General features: G+C 46.7%; 21 protein-coding genes and 1 pseudogene. 14 read left to right on the top strand and 8 right to left on the bottom strand.

The features are described from left to right. Positions 1-2: 2 nt before the first annotated feature. The 5 genes from atpH to ACK2JC_RS12035 form a co-directional block, all read right to left on the bottom strand. A complete protein-coding gene (atpH, locus tag ACK2JC_RS12055) occupies positions 3-506 on the bottom strand; it encodes an ATP synthase F1 subunit delta (RefSeq protein ID WP_118757419.1) in 504 nt (167 codons plus the stop codon). Further along, entirely contained in the window at positions 487-987 is a 501-nt protein-coding gene (gene atpF / locus ACK2JC_RS12050) for a F0F1 ATP synthase subunit B (protein WP_118757418.1), read from the bottom strand. The genes atpH and atpF overlap by 20 nt, the downstream gene beginning before the upstream one ends. A gap of 24 nt (positions 988-1,011) precedes the next feature. After that, the gene (atpE, locus tag ACK2JC_RS12045; protein ID WP_007719759.1) at positions 1,012-1,236 is read right to left on the bottom strand and encodes an ATP synthase F0 subunit C; all 225 of its coding nucleotides are present in this window, start codon (positions 1,234-1,236) and stop codon (positions 1,012-1,014) included. A gap of 35 nt (positions 1,237-1,271) precedes the next feature. Then, positions 1,272-1,970, bottom strand: a complete 699-nt coding sequence (locus ACK2JC_RS12040) for a F0F1 ATP synthase subunit A (protein ID WP_024737530.1) — start codon at positions 1,968-1,970, stop codon at positions 1,272-1,274. A 1,242-nt stretch (positions 1,971-3,212) separates the two neighbouring features. After that, positions 3,213-3,554 (bottom strand): helix-turn-helix domain-containing protein, encoded by a 342-nt coding sequence (locus tag ACK2JC_RS12035; protein WP_368272292.1) that lies wholly within the window; start codon positions 3,552-3,554, stop codon positions 3,213-3,215. 375 nt (positions 3,555-3,929) lie between these two features. Between ACK2JC_RS12035 and ACK2JC_RS12030 the strand changes: the two genes are divergently transcribed. The 10 genes from ACK2JC_RS12030 (at position 3,930) to ACK2JC_RS11985 (ending at position 8,708) form a co-directional block, all read left to right on the top strand. Then, positions 3,930-4,211 (top strand): hypothetical protein, encoded by a 282-nt coding sequence (locus tag ACK2JC_RS12030; protein WP_368272293.1) that lies wholly within the window; start codon positions 3,930-3,932, stop codon positions 4,209-4,211. Further along, the gene (locus tag ACK2JC_RS12025) at positions 4,211-4,363 is read left to right on the top strand and encodes a hypothetical protein (protein WP_368272294.1); all 153 of its coding nucleotides are present in this window, start codon (positions 4,211-4,213) and stop codon (positions 4,361-4,363) included. Before ACK2JC_RS12030 ends, ACK2JC_RS12025 begins: the two co-directional genes overlap by 1 nt. Next, a complete protein-coding gene (locus tag ACK2JC_RS12020; protein WP_368272295.1) occupies positions 4,356-4,670 on the top strand; it encodes a hypothetical protein in 315 nt (104 codons plus the stop codon). Before ACK2JC_RS12025 ends, ACK2JC_RS12020 begins: the two co-directional genes overlap by 8 nt. A 640-nt stretch (positions 4,671-5,310) precedes the next feature. After that, positions 5,311-5,652 carry a hypothetical protein gene (locus tag ACK2JC_RS12015; protein ID WP_368272296.1) on the top strand — a complete coding sequence of 114 codons (342 nt, stop codon included), beginning with the start codon at positions 5,311-5,313 and terminating at the stop codon, positions 5,650-5,652. A 15-nt stretch (positions 5,653-5,667) separates the two neighbouring features. Beyond that, on the top strand, positions 5,668-6,984 hold the full coding sequence (locus ACK2JC_RS12010) for a hypothetical protein (RefSeq protein ID WP_368272297.1): 1,317 nt from the start codon (positions 5,668-5,670) through the stop codon (positions 6,982-6,984). Beyond that, positions 6,984-7,202 (top strand): hypothetical protein, encoded by a 219-nt coding sequence (locus ACK2JC_RS12005; RefSeq protein ID WP_368272298.1) that lies wholly within the window; start codon positions 6,984-6,986, stop codon positions 7,200-7,202. The genes ACK2JC_RS12010 and ACK2JC_RS12005 overlap by 1 nt, the downstream gene beginning before the upstream one ends. 1 nt (position 7,203) lies before the next feature. After that, positions 7,204-7,377 carry a hypothetical protein gene (locus tag ACK2JC_RS12000; protein WP_368272299.1) on the top strand — a complete coding sequence of 58 codons (174 nt, stop codon included), beginning with the start codon at positions 7,204-7,206 and terminating at the stop codon, positions 7,375-7,377. Beyond that, entirely contained in the window at positions 7,374-8,129 is a 756-nt protein-coding gene (locus ACK2JC_RS11995) for a hypothetical protein (RefSeq protein WP_368272300.1), read from the top strand. Before ACK2JC_RS12000 ends, ACK2JC_RS11995 begins: the two co-directional genes overlap by 4 nt. A 114-nt stretch (positions 8,130-8,243) precedes the next feature. Further along, positions 8,244-8,402: a hypothetical protein gene (locus tag ACK2JC_RS11990; RefSeq protein WP_368272301.1), complete on the top strand. Its 159-nt coding sequence runs from the start codon at positions 8,244-8,246 to the stop codon at positions 8,400-8,402. A gap of 15 nt (positions 8,403-8,417) precedes the next feature. Continuing rightward, positions 8,418-8,708 (top strand): hypothetical protein, encoded by a 291-nt coding sequence (locus ACK2JC_RS11985; RefSeq protein ID WP_368272302.1) that lies wholly within the window; start codon positions 8,418-8,420, stop codon positions 8,706-8,708. Positions 8,709-8,975: 267 nt separating this feature from the next. Here ACK2JC_RS11985 and ACK2JC_RS11980 read toward each other — a convergent pair whose 3' ends face one another. From ACK2JC_RS11980 to ACK2JC_RS11970, 3 genes and pseudogenes are all read right to left on the bottom strand, one after another. After that, the gene (locus tag ACK2JC_RS11980; RefSeq protein WP_411338514.1) at positions 8,976-9,728 is read right to left on the bottom strand and encodes a transposase; all 753 of its coding nucleotides are present in this window, start codon (positions 9,726-9,728) and stop codon (positions 8,976-8,978) included. Between the two features lie 144 nt (positions 9,729-9,872). Then, positions 9,873-10,106, bottom strand: a pseudogene (locus ACK2JC_RS11975) (transposase zinc-binding domain-containing protein); the annotation flags it as partial. A gap of 285 nt (positions 10,107-10,391) precedes the next feature. Continuing rightward, entirely contained in the window at positions 10,392-11,873 is a 1,482-nt protein-coding gene (locus ACK2JC_RS11970; RefSeq protein ID WP_411337599.1) for an ISLre2 family transposase, read from the bottom strand. Between the two features lie 212 nt (positions 11,874-12,085). Between ACK2JC_RS11970 and ACK2JC_RS11965 the strand changes: the two genes are divergently transcribed. From ACK2JC_RS11965 to ACK2JC_RS11950, 4 genes are all read left to right on the top strand, one after another. Next, a complete protein-coding gene (locus tag ACK2JC_RS11965; protein ID WP_368272582.1) occupies positions 12,086-12,244 on the top strand; it encodes a hypothetical protein in 159 nt (52 codons plus the stop codon). Beyond that, on the top strand, positions 12,226-13,041 hold the full coding sequence (locus ACK2JC_RS11960) for a zonular occludens toxin domain-containing protein (protein ID WP_368272584.1): 816 nt from the start codon (positions 12,226-12,228) through the stop codon (positions 13,039-13,041). The genes ACK2JC_RS11965 and ACK2JC_RS11960 overlap by 19 nt, the downstream gene beginning before the upstream one ends. A gap of 136 nt (positions 13,042-13,177) precedes the next feature. Continuing rightward, positions 13,178-14,782 carry a hypothetical protein gene (locus tag ACK2JC_RS11955; protein ID WP_368272586.1) on the top strand — a complete coding sequence of 535 codons (1,605 nt, stop codon included), beginning with the start codon at positions 13,178-13,180 and terminating at the stop codon, positions 14,780-14,782. A 5-nt stretch (positions 14,783-14,787) separates the two neighbouring features. Further along, positions 14,788-15,741 carry a tyrosine-type recombinase/integrase gene (locus ACK2JC_RS11950; protein ID WP_368282900.1) on the top strand — a complete coding sequence of 318 codons (954 nt, stop codon included), beginning with the start codon at positions 14,788-14,790 and terminating at the stop codon, positions 15,739-15,741. Positions 15,742-15,768: the final 27 nt, after the last annotated feature.

The following is a 15,768-nucleotide window of genomic DNA, read 5'->3' as shown; positions in this document are numbered from 1 at the left end:
GTTCACCTCCACATCAATTTTTGCTGTAATTGTTTCAGGCGCCCTTTCAGGCTCCAGTCGCTTTCCACATCGCCTACCCGGATCACAAAACCGCCGATCAGGGAGGGGTCATGCCGGATCGTCCAGCGGACGTCGGACTTATGGTATTTGCGGCAAAGCCGGCCGGTCATCTGTTCCAGCTGTTCGCCGGACGGCCTGGCCGCGCAGCGAAGCTCGGCCTGAAGTATGCCTTCTTTCTCAAGGCAGAGGCCGCGGTACGCTTCCAGAATCTCTCCGATCCGGTCTACATCCTGATTGTCGCAGAGCTCCTTTAGAAAGTTCTGCATGGCCGGGGGGAAGATCCGGACGATGGCGGCGTGCTTTTCCTTTAAGGAAGTTACCGGACTGGACAGCACCTGCTGTAACTGCGGCGCCTGGGCGAACAGACCGGCCGTCTCATCCACCGCCTCGCCGGGGATGGAAAGCTCATAGAGCGCGGTGGCGTAATTAATTGCGGTTTGATTCATCCGTCACACCTGCTTTCGCCAGATATTGGTCGTAGAGCTGCAAGCTCTGACCGGCCTCGCTGCTCTCGCTTAAGACCTTTGCGGCGGCGGCCATCACAAGGCCAGCGATCTGCGTGCGGGCTTCCTCCAGGGTCTTTTCCCGCTCCTGCTCGGCGGCCTTTTTCGCATCTTCCAGGATTCTGGCCGCCTTGCGGTCCGCCTCGGCCACGATCCGGTCGTATTCCGCCCGGGCGCTGGCCCTGGACTCCTCCACGATCCGGACGGACTCGGCGTCGGAGGTTTTCAGCTTTTCTTCATAGCTGGCTTTTAAATCCCCGGCCGCCTGCTTGTCGTTTTTGGCATCGGCGAGCTGCTGCTCAATCAGAGCGGCCCGCTGTTCCATAATGGCGGTGACCGGCCCGATCAAAAATTTCTTCAATAACAGACAGAGCACAATCAGGTTAACGATTGTGATCACCATATTCCAATCTAATCGCAGCATTCGTTTCGCCTGCCTTTCCTGAAATTATTTTAACAGCATAATGATCAGAAGGGCGATGACGAAACCGTAGATGGCGGTCGCCTCGGCCAATGCGCAGCCAAGTAACAGCGCCTTGCTGATCTTGCCCTCGGCCTCCGGCTGTCTGGCGATGGCGTCCACTGCCTTGGAGGTGGCGATTCCGATTCCGACTCCTGCTCCGATTCCTGTGAGAACTGCGATACCTGCTCCGATTGCGATTAATGTTGACATAGTAAGACTCTCCTTTTTGAATGATTTAGAATTTTTTAATCTTCCAGTGCTTCCTTGATGAACAAGGCGGTCAGAAACACAAATACATATGCCTGTATCAGCCCGTCAAAAATGTCGAAGTAAAAGCTGAAGGGGATGGGCACGATCAGTGCGCATACCTGCTTGATCAATTCCATAACGACGAAGGAACCCAGGACGTTGCCAAACAACCGCATACACAGGGAAAGCGGCCGGATGAAAATTTCCAGTATGTTGATCGGTGCGATGATGGGGATTGGTTCAGCAAAACTTTTCAGCCATTTCTTCAGGCCTTTTTCGTGAAAACCGGAATACTCGATTAAAAGAATGCTCATAAGTGATAGTGCGACTGTTACATTGAGATCCTTTGTGGGCGGTTTGAAACCGAACAGCCCGATGAGATTGGCGACGCCCACATAGAGGGCGACCGTAATCAGATAGGGGACATATCGTCTGCCGCGTTTTCCGAGTATCCCATCGAAGAACTGATAAAGGAATCCGATGCCCATTTCCAGCACAAGCTGTTTACGGCCCACGTCGGTTACCTTCAGGTTACGGACGAGACAAATGGACAGGATGGTGAGGATTGCCATGATGAGCCAGGTCACCACCACTGACTCGGATATGGGAAGGCCGCCGAAAACGGGGATGGTAAACGCCGTTTTGCAGTTCAACTCTTCCAGTAGATTCTCCGCGAGATCTCCCGTAGTGCTCACTCCCTTTCTGAGATGAAATTGAATGTAAACCACATGTTACTTCTAAATTTTCCGATTGTCAACAGTTTCCTCGTTTGTAACCAAATGCCAGGTTGTGGTCGAAAAATGAAGTAATATGATGGAAAAATTATACAATATACTAAAAAAACTATGCAAAATATTGAAAAAAGTTCGGCTGGTTATGAAGAAATGATAAAAACAGATCGGAAAATTGTGCAAATAGCACTAGATGGGCGTAAGGATTTTAACGAAAAATTAACAAAACTGTAGCGTGAAGGAAGCGGGAGGAGAGGGGAGTGAGGTTGTGGGGGTGGTTCTTTGGGAACTGGAAAAATCAAACCCGCAAACCCAAAAAAAGTCCGACCCTGCGGTTTCCAATATCCGCAAAATCAGACCTTTTCTTTTAAGTGCGCCTTCAGGGACTGGAACCCTGGGCAAATAGATTAAGAGTTAGTTTGTATCTTGACATTTTTTTGGGATCGGGGTAATATGAAGATAACCAAGAAACTTAATATTTCATGTTGCAAAGCGAAACCCCAGAGAGCGCAATTCTCTGGGGTTTCATTTTGGCTAGCTGTCTTTGTTATTTCGGTCTAACCATTTGCAGATATAGTAACCAGCTATACTTGCCATGACCGAAATCAAGAAACTTAATATGTAATTCATGTTGCACCCCCTTCCCGTTGTCGGTATAGGGTGGACAGCATATAAATTATACCTTTGAAGTGTAGGCTCGTCTACACTATTTTTTAGCCGGTCTGCGATATTGATGATTCGTCGGTCTGAGACTCCGGGACATCCGTCAGCTTGCGTGTGGCTTGCAGGATGCCGGGGGTGGGCAACAAAAAAAAGTCCGACCCCGCGGCTTCCAATATCCGCAAAATCAGACCTTTTAAGTGCGCCTTCAGGGACTCGAACCCTGGACAAATAGATTAAGAGTCTCTTTGCCTATTGACATTTTTGAGGGGGCGATGTAATATAATAATAACCAAGAGATTCAATAGTTCATGATGTCAGAAGCCCCAAGGAGTGCGATTCCTTGGGGCTTCCTTTTTGTAGGCTAGCTGTCTTTAATGGTTTCGGTCTAGCCATTTGCATATGTAATAACCAATTACACTTGCCGTAACCGAAACTAAGAGATTCAATAAAATGTTCATAATGTCCCCCCTTTCCGCTGTACGGTGTAGGGTAGACAGCAATTTTATTATACCTTTTATGTGTAGGATCGTCTACACTATTTTTTCATCCAATCTTCGATTCTGATAATTTCCCCTTGAACATTTCCGCCTTGGCTTCCAAACGGCCGAGTTCGCGCAGCTGCTCTTTTTCTGGAAGTTGGCGGTAAAAATTTAATAGTTCTTGTTCTTCATCAGATAATTCGTTTGAATCTTTTCCTGTTATATAATATTCTATAGAAATTCCTAAAAGTTTACAAATTTGTACTGTGTATTCTATCGGGGGATTAGTTCCTCTTGTTTTCCATGCACTTATAATAGAGTTGTTTACATTGAGGGCTTTTGCTATTTCTGAGGCTTTTATTCCCTTTTCTTCTAATGTTTTGAAAAAGCGTTCATTGATTGACATAGTGTCTCCTAATAAATTTACATATTTGGAATAAATGAGTTGATAAATTTACAAATTTGTAGTACAATATAACTAGAGGTAGACAAAGAGACTACCTCAAAAGAAGCTAATAATAAAATTCCAAATGGCTTTTAGTGTCATGGGTAAGATGTCCAGAAAAAACCATTTAAGAAGAGTAAAAATAGCTTCGATTAATTGACCCATTGTCTCACCTCCTTGGGTGATTTGATGGTTGGAGGGTTATTTGGGTGTAGTCTGGTTTTGTGGTGATTCCATTCTAACATGAAAATAACCCTCTGTAAAACAGAAAGTAACTGTTTTGGGAAGTTGGCAATGGGCTATTATACCGGTTGCCGATCAGGAAGGGAGAGTTATATGAAATACGTGATTAAGACAAACAAAACGAAATTTTACCAGTTGGCAAAGGAATACAGCGGCCTGGAGCTGCCGCCGATGAGATCATTTGAGCTCAAGAAGATAGGGCATAGCTATTGGCTATCCAGCTATCGCTATACGTTTTACTTGTCCGGCGTATGTGGAACGCCGCTGCTGCGAATCCGTGAGTACATTTCGGACGAGGTTCCCGAGCGAGATCATGTGGTGTATGTGTCGGTGAAATATCTGCTAGAGAGCGGCATGCTTGAGGAGGTGTCCTAATGACAAATAGTGCAGCGATTGGATATGCCTTGCTGGCAGCGGATGAAATGCGTATGTCAAGCGAGGACAAAGAACGGTTGGCGATGCTGATGATATGCCTGATGGACGAAAAGCCCGAAGAAAAGGCAGAAAAGAGGTATCGTGATGAGTAAGGGAAAGTGCATAGCCAAGTCCATCCGCCTGTCTGAAGAGGTCTTTACATATATAGACGGATATCGTGGGGAGGGATTCAACCAGAAATTTGAAAATATCATCCTGGACGCCATGTGTGCAGAAGCGGATCGGAAGCGTCGCATTGAAGCGTTGGATGGCAGCATAGCGATTCGCAAGGCTGAGCTGACCCGAATGTATAACCAGATTGCGTTTTACCGTGTGGTCTATCGTGATCTGAAAGCGATTGAATCATCTGTGAGGGAATATTTTCCGGATGGTATATCGGGTGATCCTGATCAGGAGTGATGTGCTACAAAAAGAGAATCGGCCAGCCGGCAGCTGCCCGGGCCTGAGATACAGTCGGCCGGTGGAAGCTCCTGGCGGAAGCGGTTCCCCGGCTGGCGAATCCTGGCTGTCGGCGGTAACCGCCGCGGCCGCGCACTCTCCAATGAAGGGGCTGCGAAAGAGCAGCGGGCTGTCAAGGATGAGGGTGGAGATTTCCGGCGCAGGCGCAGCCGTAGCCGGAAATACTACCCCCTTGACAGCCGGAGCAGCCCCGAGCATGGTGGGGAGTGGCTGTCGGCGGAGGTCCGCTGACAGCCGCTTGATTACCCCGCGTGCAAAGCGGCTGCCGGCTGTGTTGTGGATGGATAGGAGATATGTATGGATTTTTTAATAACGATGTTGATAACGGCATTTATTGTGTATTTGCTTTATATCGTGCATAAGCGTTTTTTTAATGGGGTGCCATTGTCAACATATTTATTTTTTTTATGTTTAGTGTGTCTGTTATGGTTTATGGTCGCGATCATTTATTCAGATTTGACGAATGGTTTAGACTTTTGGTCTTTAGTTAATGGATCATGATATTTGTTGTAATACAAAATTCCTGCAGGTATTTAGCTCGAGCTGAAAAATTGAGATACATATAAATGAAGGAGGATTTATGAATACGCAAATTATATTATTGTACGCGGCTCAGTACCAGATTGTAGATGAAACGACCGGAGAGATTAAGAACGGTGTTACCTGTAACTATTACTTTAACGTAAACCTGGCGGCGGAGGATAACACGAATGGATCAAAGGGAACGCGGCCGGCGAAGGGATCGCTGCCGTATGAGTTGATGAAGAAGATCAAGAAGGCCCCGGCCCTCTATGACGCCAGATTTGAAATGAATGTGGGTTCGGACGGTAAGCCGGTTTTGAAGATCATGGACCTGGATTTTGTAGATGAGGTAAAGATTGTGACATTTGAGGAGCTGGGCGAGACGAGCGCAGCGAAATGACCTGGGAGGTGCAGTATGTTGCGGAAACGATGGATGGCATTTATTTTAGCTGCGGTCATGGTTTTTGGAATGGCTGCACCTTCTTTTGCGGCAGATGTGGCGACACCGGCTCAGGTAAATCGGGTGGAGCAGGTGGAGGTGGCTTCTTCCAGTAATGCAGTGAGTGAGTGTCCGATGGAGGAATATGTGGAGGCGGATATGTTTGATGTGATTGAACGTCCCATTCTTATGAATGCTGGTGAATTGGATGAATTTGAATCTACAGTTCCGGCTTCTTATCTATCTTTGGGTGTTGGTTATTCTGATATGTCGGGTATCGTAAAGTATGTGCATAAACCATTTGATTCCCGATATTATGCTAGTTTGGCTTTGCCATCTGATTGTGCTTTTGTGAATCAGTTTTTTATATCTATTTCCAAGTCTGGGCTACCTTCTTCTGGAAGATATCGTATAAAGGTACGTTTTTCAAGCAATACGGGTGTTGAATATAGTGGTGGTTATTTTTGGACTCAAAAGACTAATACAAATGCGGCGGTGCAGTCGTCATCGCATTTGATTGATGTGTCGCAAGTATCGGGTGATTGGAATGTGTCAGATGTCATTGATCTTGGTGGTGCACAGCAGTTGGATATTGGTGTATATCCAAAATCTGGTACTACTGCTATATTGCCTTATGGCGGCTATGTGTCGGTCTATTTTGAAAAGACGACGGAAACGCCATCGTATACTGGTGCAGGTGGTTCTTATACGCCTGATAATGCCGCAACTGATACTGCTTTAAATACTTCTAAGATGGCCGATACGCTGGAAGAAATAGTTGGTACAATATCGAATCAATTAGAGGCTCTTTGGGACCAAATGTTCAATCTTATGCACGTTCCGCAGCTTGCCAATGATGATAAAAACACTGGTTTGATAACTGGCGCGATTGAGGAGCAGGTGGAGGCTGACCGGCAGAACACGGAGGATATCATAGCTGCCGAGGAGGCCAATACGACAACCATCGTCAACAATAATAACGAGAATACGGAGAAGATCACGAACGGCTATGACTCCGCTGGTATGGAACAGCAGAATGACCGCCTGAGTGACACGCTGCAGGGCCTGGATGAGCAGGAAAGCCAGATTGTCGATCAGATATCCCAGCCGCTCAACGACTTCAAATTTGATAATCCGGTAACGCAATATCTGGATACCTTCAAGGTCTTTGGAAATTTCCTGCAATCGCTATTTGTCAGCTCCGGCAGCTTCCAGGACGTGATCAACCTTTCCTTTGTCCTGGGGATCGCGCTGATGGTAGTCGGTATATACCGGTTTAAGGGGGGAAGCTGATGTTCCAGTTTTTCGACGCAATCGTATCTGTTTTTACGACCATAGTCAATTTCATCGTTTCAACGGTGGAAATGATCCTGCATCTGATCCGCATTATTTTCGGCGGAATCGGTTTTTTGTTCGCACTTATTCCGAACCTGCCGTCATTCTGTGTGACGTTTCTGTTGGTGACCATAGCGGTATCGGTACTGATTCAACTGCTCAACAAGGGAGGATAACATGATATCAGAATTTTTACAATTTGTTTTAGACTGTTTCCTGATGGTGGTCAAGCTGTTTAAAAACACTGCCTTGGACGGTATTTCCTATGAAGTGGTGATTGTGTCCGTCTGTATGCTTTCCATTGTCCTGGCGTCGATTCTGGTAAAGTTTAGGGGGCCTAAAATCAAGTGAGAGTACATAAGATGTTCCTTCTGTCCCTTGCCATTTCCTTTTGTTTTTCCCTGGAGGTCCATGCAGCCGCTACCCCTTCCGAGGCAAGCCCCTCCGAGGCCCTGACGGAGACCGATCTGGAAGAGATCGAGGAAATGACGGACATGGAGTTTAAGGATCTGTTCTTTGAATGGATGAATTCGATTGTGGGAGGCCCTCAACATGCGACTGCCTCGGAAGCTGATATGGAAGATCAGGAAACCGATCCGAATGATCCGATACTTGGTGAAGTGTATTCTTTTAATGCTCCCTTACTCCTTGCGGCGCCGGGTGAGGATCATTTCGTCAATGTTGTTCGATTCGATGTATCTGTTTCTGGTATTGATTATACTTTATTGTTTTCTCCGTCCTATCTGGATCAATTGTATGTAGACGCCCAAAAGCGCCTTTGGAATATGGGAACCAGTTCGATTCAGGGCCTTGTGCTGGAGGGCGGCTTTGATCCATATAAAACAGAGGGGAAGCTGGTTTACCTGGCCCCGTGTCTTGGAAATAACTTTTCAGTTAATCACAACTACGGCAGCCCCAACTATTTCCGCGAGTATTACTGGAGCAGCTCCGGCCGTCTTACCTATGATGACCGGTACGTCCAGATCGTGGTAAAGAAGTCCTATTTTGCCTTTCTGGTTGGGGATACCTTAACATATATCATCATTTTCCTGGTGGGAGGAGGTGTGCTGCTTTGCTGGTTGAATCGCTTCAAGCGTTATTAGGGACTGTGCCCTCTCAGTTCCAGCCGTTGGAATACTTTTTAGGCGCTTGGATTCTCCTGTTTCTGATATCATTTTTCGCGGAGTTTTTAAAGCTGCTGATATTGAGGTGGTGACATGTACGATGATTTGAGACTGGTTTTAAATGAGGGTCTGTATAACTGGCTGCTGCTGGTGGTGAACGCCCTGCTGCATGATTATGCCTGGGTAGGGATCGCGGTTATCCTGCTTCCGATTGCGCGGAAGCTGGTTAATATTTTCAGAAGTTTATATTAGAGGAGGTAGAAGCGTATGATGAAACTTAAAAACGCACTGGTGAAATACCGTGCAGTTCCCGGGATGGTTGGTTTGGTGTCCTTTGCCGGCGCATTTCCGGCGTATGCATCCGGTGAAGGTGTTGTTGACAGCGGAAGCATTACGGACATGCTGGGGATCTTCTCCCAGTTGTTTAAATGGGTTCTGGATGAAGGGGCGAAGTTGTTAGCCTGGATGCTTAACAAGCCGATCCTGATGATCTCCATGAGCCTGTTTTTCATCGGCGCGATCATCGCGTTTGTGATGCGGATTTATCGCAGCGTGTAATTGTATCTCGCTAATTTCCCCGGCCGGAGCGGATCGCAGCTGCAGCGGGAAGAAAGTGAGATACAAAGACAGGGCAGGCGCGGCCTGCCTTTTCTTACTTTATAGGAAACTTCTCAAATCAGCGAAGATGGTGTATAATAAATTGGAAATAAAAAAGGCATAGCAAAAGAGCGAAGGTGTGACTTCGCCATGACGTTGTCTATGTATTTTTTGTTTTTGGTTTAGGCTGCACTATCTGACGGTAGAGAAAGAATAGGGCATATGGAACTATCCATATCCCATAACCTTTCGATAGCGTTCAAATAGTGCAGTTTTTTTGTGGTAAACTTCTAAAACCAACATAGAAGTGCCACACTCCGGGCATCTGAGCGGATCATAGCCAAAGGTCAGAAGAATCAAATTCCGCCAATCTAGGAGCTTAGAAAGATAATGCTGCTTCTGCTTGGATAAACATTTCCGGAGATTTTTTTCCTGTTTGTGGTGCTTTGCATAAATGCCGTAGTAGCGGACCATTTTAAAATGCTTGTCAGGGATATGCAGGATCAGGCGTTTGATAAAGTCAATGGCGGGGATGCATTCTGTGATCGTTTTATGGTCCTCATGTCGCTGATAATGGAACGTCACAGAATCCCCGTCATAGGCATCCATCCTGGAAGTGGCAATGACAGGCCGTCCAAGGTATCTGCTGATGTATTTAATGGTGATATCAGGAGAACACAAATTAGGTTTGGCTCTCACATAAAAGCCTTCGGGATGGTCTTTGTAGATTTGATTTTTAAGCTTCTTAAAAGGCGGTCCCAGTTTAAGAGAGAGCTGATCCAAAAGGACTTTCCGAAAAGCCAGGCGCAGGAAATCATAATCAAAATGGGGATTGGGTCGCCAGGGAGTAATGTTGCCAGCACCGCCTTCCGAAATCAGGGCATGGATGTGAGGATTCCACTTTAAATCTCTACCGAAGGTATGAAGGACGCAGATAAAACCAGGAGTAAAGAGTTCGGACCTATTCATCTTGAAGAACATGCGTAGGACGACATCCCTGACAGAATGGAACAGGCAGTTAAGGAGTGAGTGGTCCTTAAGAAAGAAGATGCGCAGTTCCTCAGGAATGGTAAAGACACAGTGTCTGTGGATACAGGAAACGAGTTTACAAGACATACGAAAAGCACGTTTCTGGTTATAGACGTTGCCGCATGAGGGACAGAACCGGCTTTTACAGGAAAAGGGAACAAATTTAAGGTTACCACAATGAGGACAGCCAAAGAAAGCTCCGCCATAAGAAGGATCATGGCAGAGGATCATCCGGTTGATGTTATCCAAAACATTTTTATCAGGTCGAATAACATATTGGATATATTCAAAGTGGTCAGAAAAAATAGTTTGGAGGATGTTCTTATGCATAAGAACATTTTACAATAAAGCAGCAAAAAAGGAAATCCCCTAAAACCCCTCAGATAGCGTCACTTTACTTTCGGAAACAAAAGGATAGAATTCACCCATATGGCAGAACTTAGATTTGTTCTTTCTAGGTTATCATATCTTGCCCATTTTTTCTACCGCCTCTTTTCTGCTTTTTGATTTTACGTTCAGCAAACACACAACTCAAGGGTTCCTTTCAGCTTTCTGCCCTTGACTTGTGTGTTTGCTTCCCTGTACGATTGTAGTCAAGCAGAAAAAAGCCGCATTCTAGGCGCCCAGTTCCTGGTTAATCCATACGCGCATCCATTTCATACTATGCTGCTCAAGTCCGGGGAGACGCCCCCGGAGACGCTCCTGATATCTCCATCCGGCCTGCTTTTTACACACCTCCTTTTTCATCTCTATTTCTTCCTCCGACAGCGGCTTCTCTCTCCGGCGTTCTTTCTGATATGCCAGAAGATCTATGATTTTACCACCATTTTTCGTATATGCCCGTAGCCTTGACATCCGGCCACACCCCTGCTCGCTCCAGCCCATCGGACGACTGCTCATCCTCGCGCTTAGCACATGACTCACCTGGCCTTCCGCACAGCATTTCCAGTTGGCCCCTGCCTCTTCCGTCCGGATCTGAATCCCATCCCATTGGTTCAGAAAATAGCCAAGGGCACCCTCTACATCCCGATACTTCCCGCCTTCCTCTGTTATCTTCAGTATTTCAGCATAGACCTTCTGCAGCCGTTTCTTGTAGCGGCCGTTCAAGCATTCCCAAATCTCACTCTTTACTTCTTGCGCGCTGTCCAGCAGATGGGATACGGAGATATTCACATATTTCATCATATGGAACTTGTCCAGCACAAACCTCCCCTTCCCCAGCACTTCACAGCCCGCGCGAATCCAGCCAGCACCGTCTCCTGCTATGTAAACGCATTTCAAATATTCAGTATCATAATAGGTGTCTATATAGTCCCTTACCTCCTCCCATAACCTTTTGTTTGCTTCCTGTCCCTTGTAGATACCGCAGAAGTAGTGTTTCCCGGTTAGTTTGTGTCTTGGGCTCTTTGAGGTTTCCCCCGCCTCATCTACCACATCCTCATACAGGCAGATGAGTTTCGGCATGATGGTGTTGATCTTATTCCCGCGGCTGTCCTTCCCCAGGTCCCCCTTTTGGTTCCAGAACTGGGCCGCCACATGGTCCTCGTCCGCTACGATATGCAGGTATTCCAACCGCTTCTTTTCTGCCGGTGGTGCGACAGGGAGCTGGGCCTCTGTGTCATGAACCAGACGTTTTACAGTCTGTTTACTGACCTGTCCCATAAGGGGGATGGTCTGGCCTCCCTTAGCGTAACTGGTCTGTACCGCCTCTTCCAGAATGCATGCGGCTGCCCCAAGCGTGATCCTCTGATGTCCTTCAATTCCAAGGATTTCATCCAGGAGGTAGACGAATTTCCCGGTTTTCTTATCCCTGTAGCCAGTCCTGCGGAACCGGATCGGTCCCAGGATATCCAACAGTTCCTTCGATTCATTGCGCTGTTCAATGTTCCATTTTTTCTTTCGTATCAGACTTTCTCTAATCTCATCATCTATTTTTTCATACAGTTCTGCAATCAGCCTGGCCCCGAGCCCCAGCATCCGGTCATGGATATCCTGTGACAGGTCATGAGGCTCTTTATTACCTTTCAGCATGGCCGCTACGAGATTTTCAATTTCCTTGATGTCATTTTCGATAAAATGTAGTATACTATTATACATAGAAAGCACCGTCCTTTGTTGTGATCGTTTTTCGCAAATCCAATCATACCACAAAGCGGTGCTTTCTTTTTTTGTTTTTATTAGTTTACATAATTTTCCATCAACTAATTACCCGAAAGTAATGTTACGCTATTAACCCCTCATGAGTGAGGGGCAGGGGAGTTGAGAGTGCCGAAGGCACTTTGTTCTACAAAAAATTAGGAGGAAACGGTATGTATGACTTTTTGAGAGCGTTTTTTGACCTGTTTTTCGCGCCTCTGTACGCCATGACACTTGACAATGATATTTATGTGCTGATTTATGTGGTGATCCTGGTTATGGCGGTTTGGAGCGTTTTAAGGAGGATTATGACATGCTTGGGTTCTATTTAAAGGTTTATACGGTTATATTTCTGCTGGTTGCATTTTTCCTGTACCATTTCATCCGATACCGGAACCCCTACAAGCTCTATATGGTCTTTGGCAAAAAGGGCAGCGGTAAAAGTATGCTGATGTGTAAGCTGGCCTTAAAGTATGGGAAACGTGGATTTACCGTTTACTGCAACAGCTACATTCCAGGTACCTACTATTTTGATGCTGCTGATGTCGGCTTTTACCATTTCCCGGAAAATTCCGTGCTGCTGGTGGACGAGGTCGGTATGATCTGGGATAACCGCGACTTCAAGTCGTTCAAAAAAGAAGTCCGGGATTACTTCAAGCTTCAGCGCCATTACCGTCATATCGTGTTTCTGTTCTCCCAGAGCTTTGACGTGGACAAGAAGCTGCGCGACCTGACGGACCATATGTATCTGATCCTGAATGTGATGAATTGCTTTTCCATTGCCAGGAGGATTACCAAGACCATAACCATTTCCCATGCGGATAAAAACTCAACCGGAGAGACAAAGCTGGTGGATGACATGAAATTCGATCCTTTGATTTTCGCATTCTTTGGCGGTATTAAATTTACCTATATTCCCAGGTACGTGAAATACTTTAACAGCTTTGACACGCCCCAGCTTCCGCTAAAGGAGTTTCAGTATATTCCATTAAAGGAGCTTCCCCCGCTGCGGCAGCGCATCCGGCGGGCGGCGGCCGGCTGTGCCGGCGCAGCCAGACGGTGCGCGGCCGGGAGTGTGCAGGCCATAAAAGACAAGGTGAAAAAGTGTATCTCAAGGCTACGGAAATAGGACGGCCACCGTCTTCTAATAGGTGGTCTCAAAATACAACGAGATACAGGCGCAAAGCCTTGTAAATACTGGGAAAAATGGTAAAAAGTACGTTTCGGGAAACGGCCTTTTCCCGAAATTTCGAAGGTGGTGTAAAATGCTTGAAAATCGAGAATTAAATACCTATATGATCTATCAGGAATTTGATCAATCGGACCGCGGATATTGGTTCGATTTTAAACAACAAAAGTTCCTGCATAACATCGATACGTTTTACTACAGCGTGAAGTTATGTAACGACTTTACGGCAGATACCCATGACCGATCTGTATTACAATTTCGCACCAGGCTCCGGATGCTGCAGGCGAAAATGAGTTACAATGATTCGATTCCTTTTTATGTCCCGGGGATAGGCAACATGAATCTGTTAAACTTGTCCTATGGGAAATACTACAACGTGTGCCTGGAATGTCCGGAATATTTCCATGTGTTCATGGCCTCCCAGGTGCCGCCTGGCGCTGGCGGCCGTGAATCTGTGACATGTGAGATCATCGTACAGATTCGTTCGTACATGCTTTGGATGTATGGTGTTCATGGCGCATTTGAGAGTAGTCTAAGTTACATACAGGGAATTGTGGATATGTTCGATTTACAGATTGCCTACATACAGGAAAACAGAATCGACTATTGCTGGCACAGTAACTATTTAAGCAATCCGGAAAAATTCTTTGATATTGAGAACTTTTACAAAATGCGTGTGGACCGCTACAAAGGTGCGAATTACCATACCGCAAAGGTTGGATCGGAAAGCTATGAAATTGATTATGTGAGCTTGGGAAACCGGGGAGGCAAGTGCTTTATCCGTATCTACCTAAAGTCCAAAGAGGTGGTAGAGCAGGGCTACAAGGCGTTCTTCTTCAAGCTCTGGCTGTTCCATGGGCTTATATCGCGGTATGATCTGTATTGCTATGAGAAGGCGTATGTGCGTCGTTCCTGGCCGTATATGACCATTGCACGCCTGCTGTTCTACATTGAGTATGGACAATCAGAACCAATGAAGGAAAGCTGCCGGCGTTTTGCGGAGCAGTATGAGAAGTCCGGCAAAGTGACGGATGTCATGATCCGGCTGGCTGGTCAGCTGACCCCTCCGGTCCATCTGATCACCAATGTGGAGTATCAGACCATGCGGAAAGGAACGAAATCTTATGTGCTGCTGCCGGTCAAGGATAACAGCGCCCATGGAGCTGCCCGCCGGGTGTATGATTACCTGGATAACCGGCCGTTGATTGTGGACTACCTGACGCGTGATATTTTTCGGTTGGTAGAACCGGCCGGGGACAGCAATAAAAGCCGCCGGAATGATTGTGGATTCTGGCGTGCGCTGCGCAGGTGTCGCTTGGTAGATTCGCCTCGGCTTCCGGATGATCTGCATATGGTTCGGGATTATAACCGTAAGCTGAATAAAGAAGCCATGAAGCGTCGGCTGTTGAACAGCGTGGTGGTGTATGGATTTTATGACCGGGGATTAAATGAAGATAGTGTGATGAAAGATTGCTATAATGCATTGCTGAGGATGAACGATAACGATTTAATGGACGCGCTGCGGTATAAGCGGAAAAAAGCCCGGCAGTTCAACGGGAATGAGCTGCCAGGCATTACGGAACCCAACATGCCGCAAAAATACGTCCTGCTGGATCGTGAATCTGGTGTGATCTACGATGATGATAGCATAGATTCATTGGATATTCAAGATTGGAGCTGAAATTTATGAGGTTGCAGGAATGCTTTGAAGATTTTTTGAGAGACGGCAGCACGTACTGGGCGCCGTCCTCTTATCAATACTATAAACGGAACGTCGACTACTTTTTTAACTATCTGGCGAACCGGTATGGTCGGCCGTCGGGTTCCGTGGAGCTGTCGGAGCTGCCGGAAACAATCCTTGCGGAGTATGTGGTTTGGCTGCGGTCAAAAGAGAAATATGCGGGCCATCCGCTCCGGGGTGCAATGAATGTAAACGGTACGATCAAAAATAATACGGTTAATACTTATATGCGCGCGGTAAAATGCTTTTTTAACTATCTGTATCGAAGGAAATATACCGGAATTCGGTATACCGAGGGCCTAAAGCTGCCGCGGTCAGATGATGACCAGATCGTTCCGCTGCTGGCCAGTGAAGTATACCGGATTGACCGGATATTTGACGAGGAGAAGCCAGGGGACCTGCGGGCGCTGTGTATTGTCCATCTGATGCTTGACGCTGGCCTGCGCTCCTGTGAGGTGATTGCCCTGGAGCCAGGGGACCTGGTTTTCGACAGCAACACGATTGTCATAAACCGCAGCAAAGGCAATAAATCACGGGTGGTGCTGATGTGTCCGCTGCTGGAGAAGCTACTGAGGCAATATGTGCAGGTGTTTCATCCAAAAGGAACGCTATTTCGCAAACTGGAAGAGAATAAAGGGATTAATGGTTCTGTGGTCAAGGCGCTGTTCCAGCGTATCGTTCGTAATACCGGTATTGAGCGGCTCCATCCGCACCTGTTGCGGCATACATTTGCAACGTCTTATATCATGGGAGGCGGAAATCTTGAGACGCTGCGCTTGTTGCTGGGACATTTCGATTACTCGGTAACGCGAAAGTATCTGCACCTGGCGGCGCAGTACCAGATCGCAGGCACAGACATTTACCAGCTTGATCCGATATTCTTCCAAAAAGGGTACTAATGGTATCTCAAAAAATAATCCGGGCGC

This window comes from Enterocloster lavalensis (assembly GCF_046603895.1).
GTDB lineage: Bacteria > Bacillota > Clostridia > Lachnospirales > Lachnospiraceae > Enterocloster > Enterocloster lavalensis.
This window is presented reverse-complemented; position numbering and strand designations above follow the sequence as displayed.

Bases quoted from the DNA above. Each gene is read 5' to 3' on its own strand.
- atpH (WP_118757419.1), bottom strand. From the start codon at position 506: ATGAATCAAACCGCAATTAATTACGCCACCGCGCTCTATGAGCTTTCC.
- atpF (WP_118757418.1), bottom strand. From the start codon at position 987: ATGCTGCGATTAGATTGGAATATGGTGATCACAATCGTTAACCTGATT.
- atpE (WP_007719759.1), bottom strand. From the start codon at position 1,236: ATGTCAACATTAATCGCAATCGGAGCAGGTATCGCAGTTCTCACAGGA.
- ACK2JC_RS12035 (WP_368272292.1), bottom strand. From the start codon at position 3,554: ATGTCAATCAATGAACGCTTTTTCAAAACATTAGAAGAAAAGGGAATA.
- ACK2JC_RS12030 (WP_368272293.1), top strand. From the start codon at position 3,930: ATGAAATACGTGATTAAGACAAACAAAACGAAATTTTACCAGTTGGCA.
- ACK2JC_RS12025 (WP_368272294.1), top strand. From the start codon at position 4,211: ATGACAAATAGTGCAGCGATTGGATATGCCTTGCTGGCAGCGGATGAA.
- ACK2JC_RS12020 (WP_368272295.1), top strand. From the start codon at position 4,356: ATGAGTAAGGGAAAGTGCATAGCCAAGTCCATCCGCCTGTCTGAAGAG.
- ACK2JC_RS12015 (WP_368272296.1), top strand. From the start codon at position 5,311: ATGAATACGCAAATTATATTATTGTACGCGGCTCAGTACCAGATTGTA.
- ACK2JC_RS12010 (WP_368272297.1), top strand. From the start codon at position 5,668: ATGTTGCGGAAACGATGGATGGCATTTATTTTAGCTGCGGTCATGGTT.
- ACK2JC_RS12005 (WP_368272298.1), top strand. From the start codon at position 6,984: ATGTTCCAGTTTTTCGACGCAATCGTATCTGTTTTTACGACCATAGTC.
- ACK2JC_RS12000 (WP_368272299.1), top strand. From the start codon at position 7,204: ATGATATCAGAATTTTTACAATTTGTTTTAGACTGTTTCCTGATGGTG.
- ACK2JC_RS11990 (WP_368272301.1), top strand. From the start codon at position 8,244: ATGTACGATGATTTGAGACTGGTTTTAAATGAGGGTCTGTATAACTGG.
- ACK2JC_RS11985 (WP_368272302.1), top strand. From the start codon at position 8,418: ATGATGAAACTTAAAAACGCACTGGTGAAATACCGTGCAGTTCCCGGG.
- ACK2JC_RS11980 (WP_411338514.1), bottom strand. From the start codon at position 9,728: ATGTTCTTCAAGATGAATAGGTCCGAACTCTTTACTCCTGGTTTTATC.
- ACK2JC_RS11970 (WP_411337599.1), bottom strand. From the start codon at position 11,873: ATGTATAATAGTATACTACATTTTATCGAAAATGACATCAAGGAAATT.
- ACK2JC_RS11965 (WP_368272582.1), top strand. From the start codon at position 12,086: ATGTATGACTTTTTGAGAGCGTTTTTTGACCTGTTTTTCGCGCCTCTG.
- ACK2JC_RS11960 (WP_368272584.1), top strand. From the start codon at position 12,226: ATGCTTGGGTTCTATTTAAAGGTTTATACGGTTATATTTCTGCTGGTT.
- ACK2JC_RS11955 (WP_368272586.1), top strand. From the start codon at position 13,178: ATGCTTGAAAATCGAGAATTAAATACCTATATGATCTATCAGGAATTT.
- ACK2JC_RS11950 (WP_368282900.1), top strand. From the start codon at position 14,788: ATGAGGTTGCAGGAATGCTTTGAAGATTTTTTGAGAGACGGCAGCACG.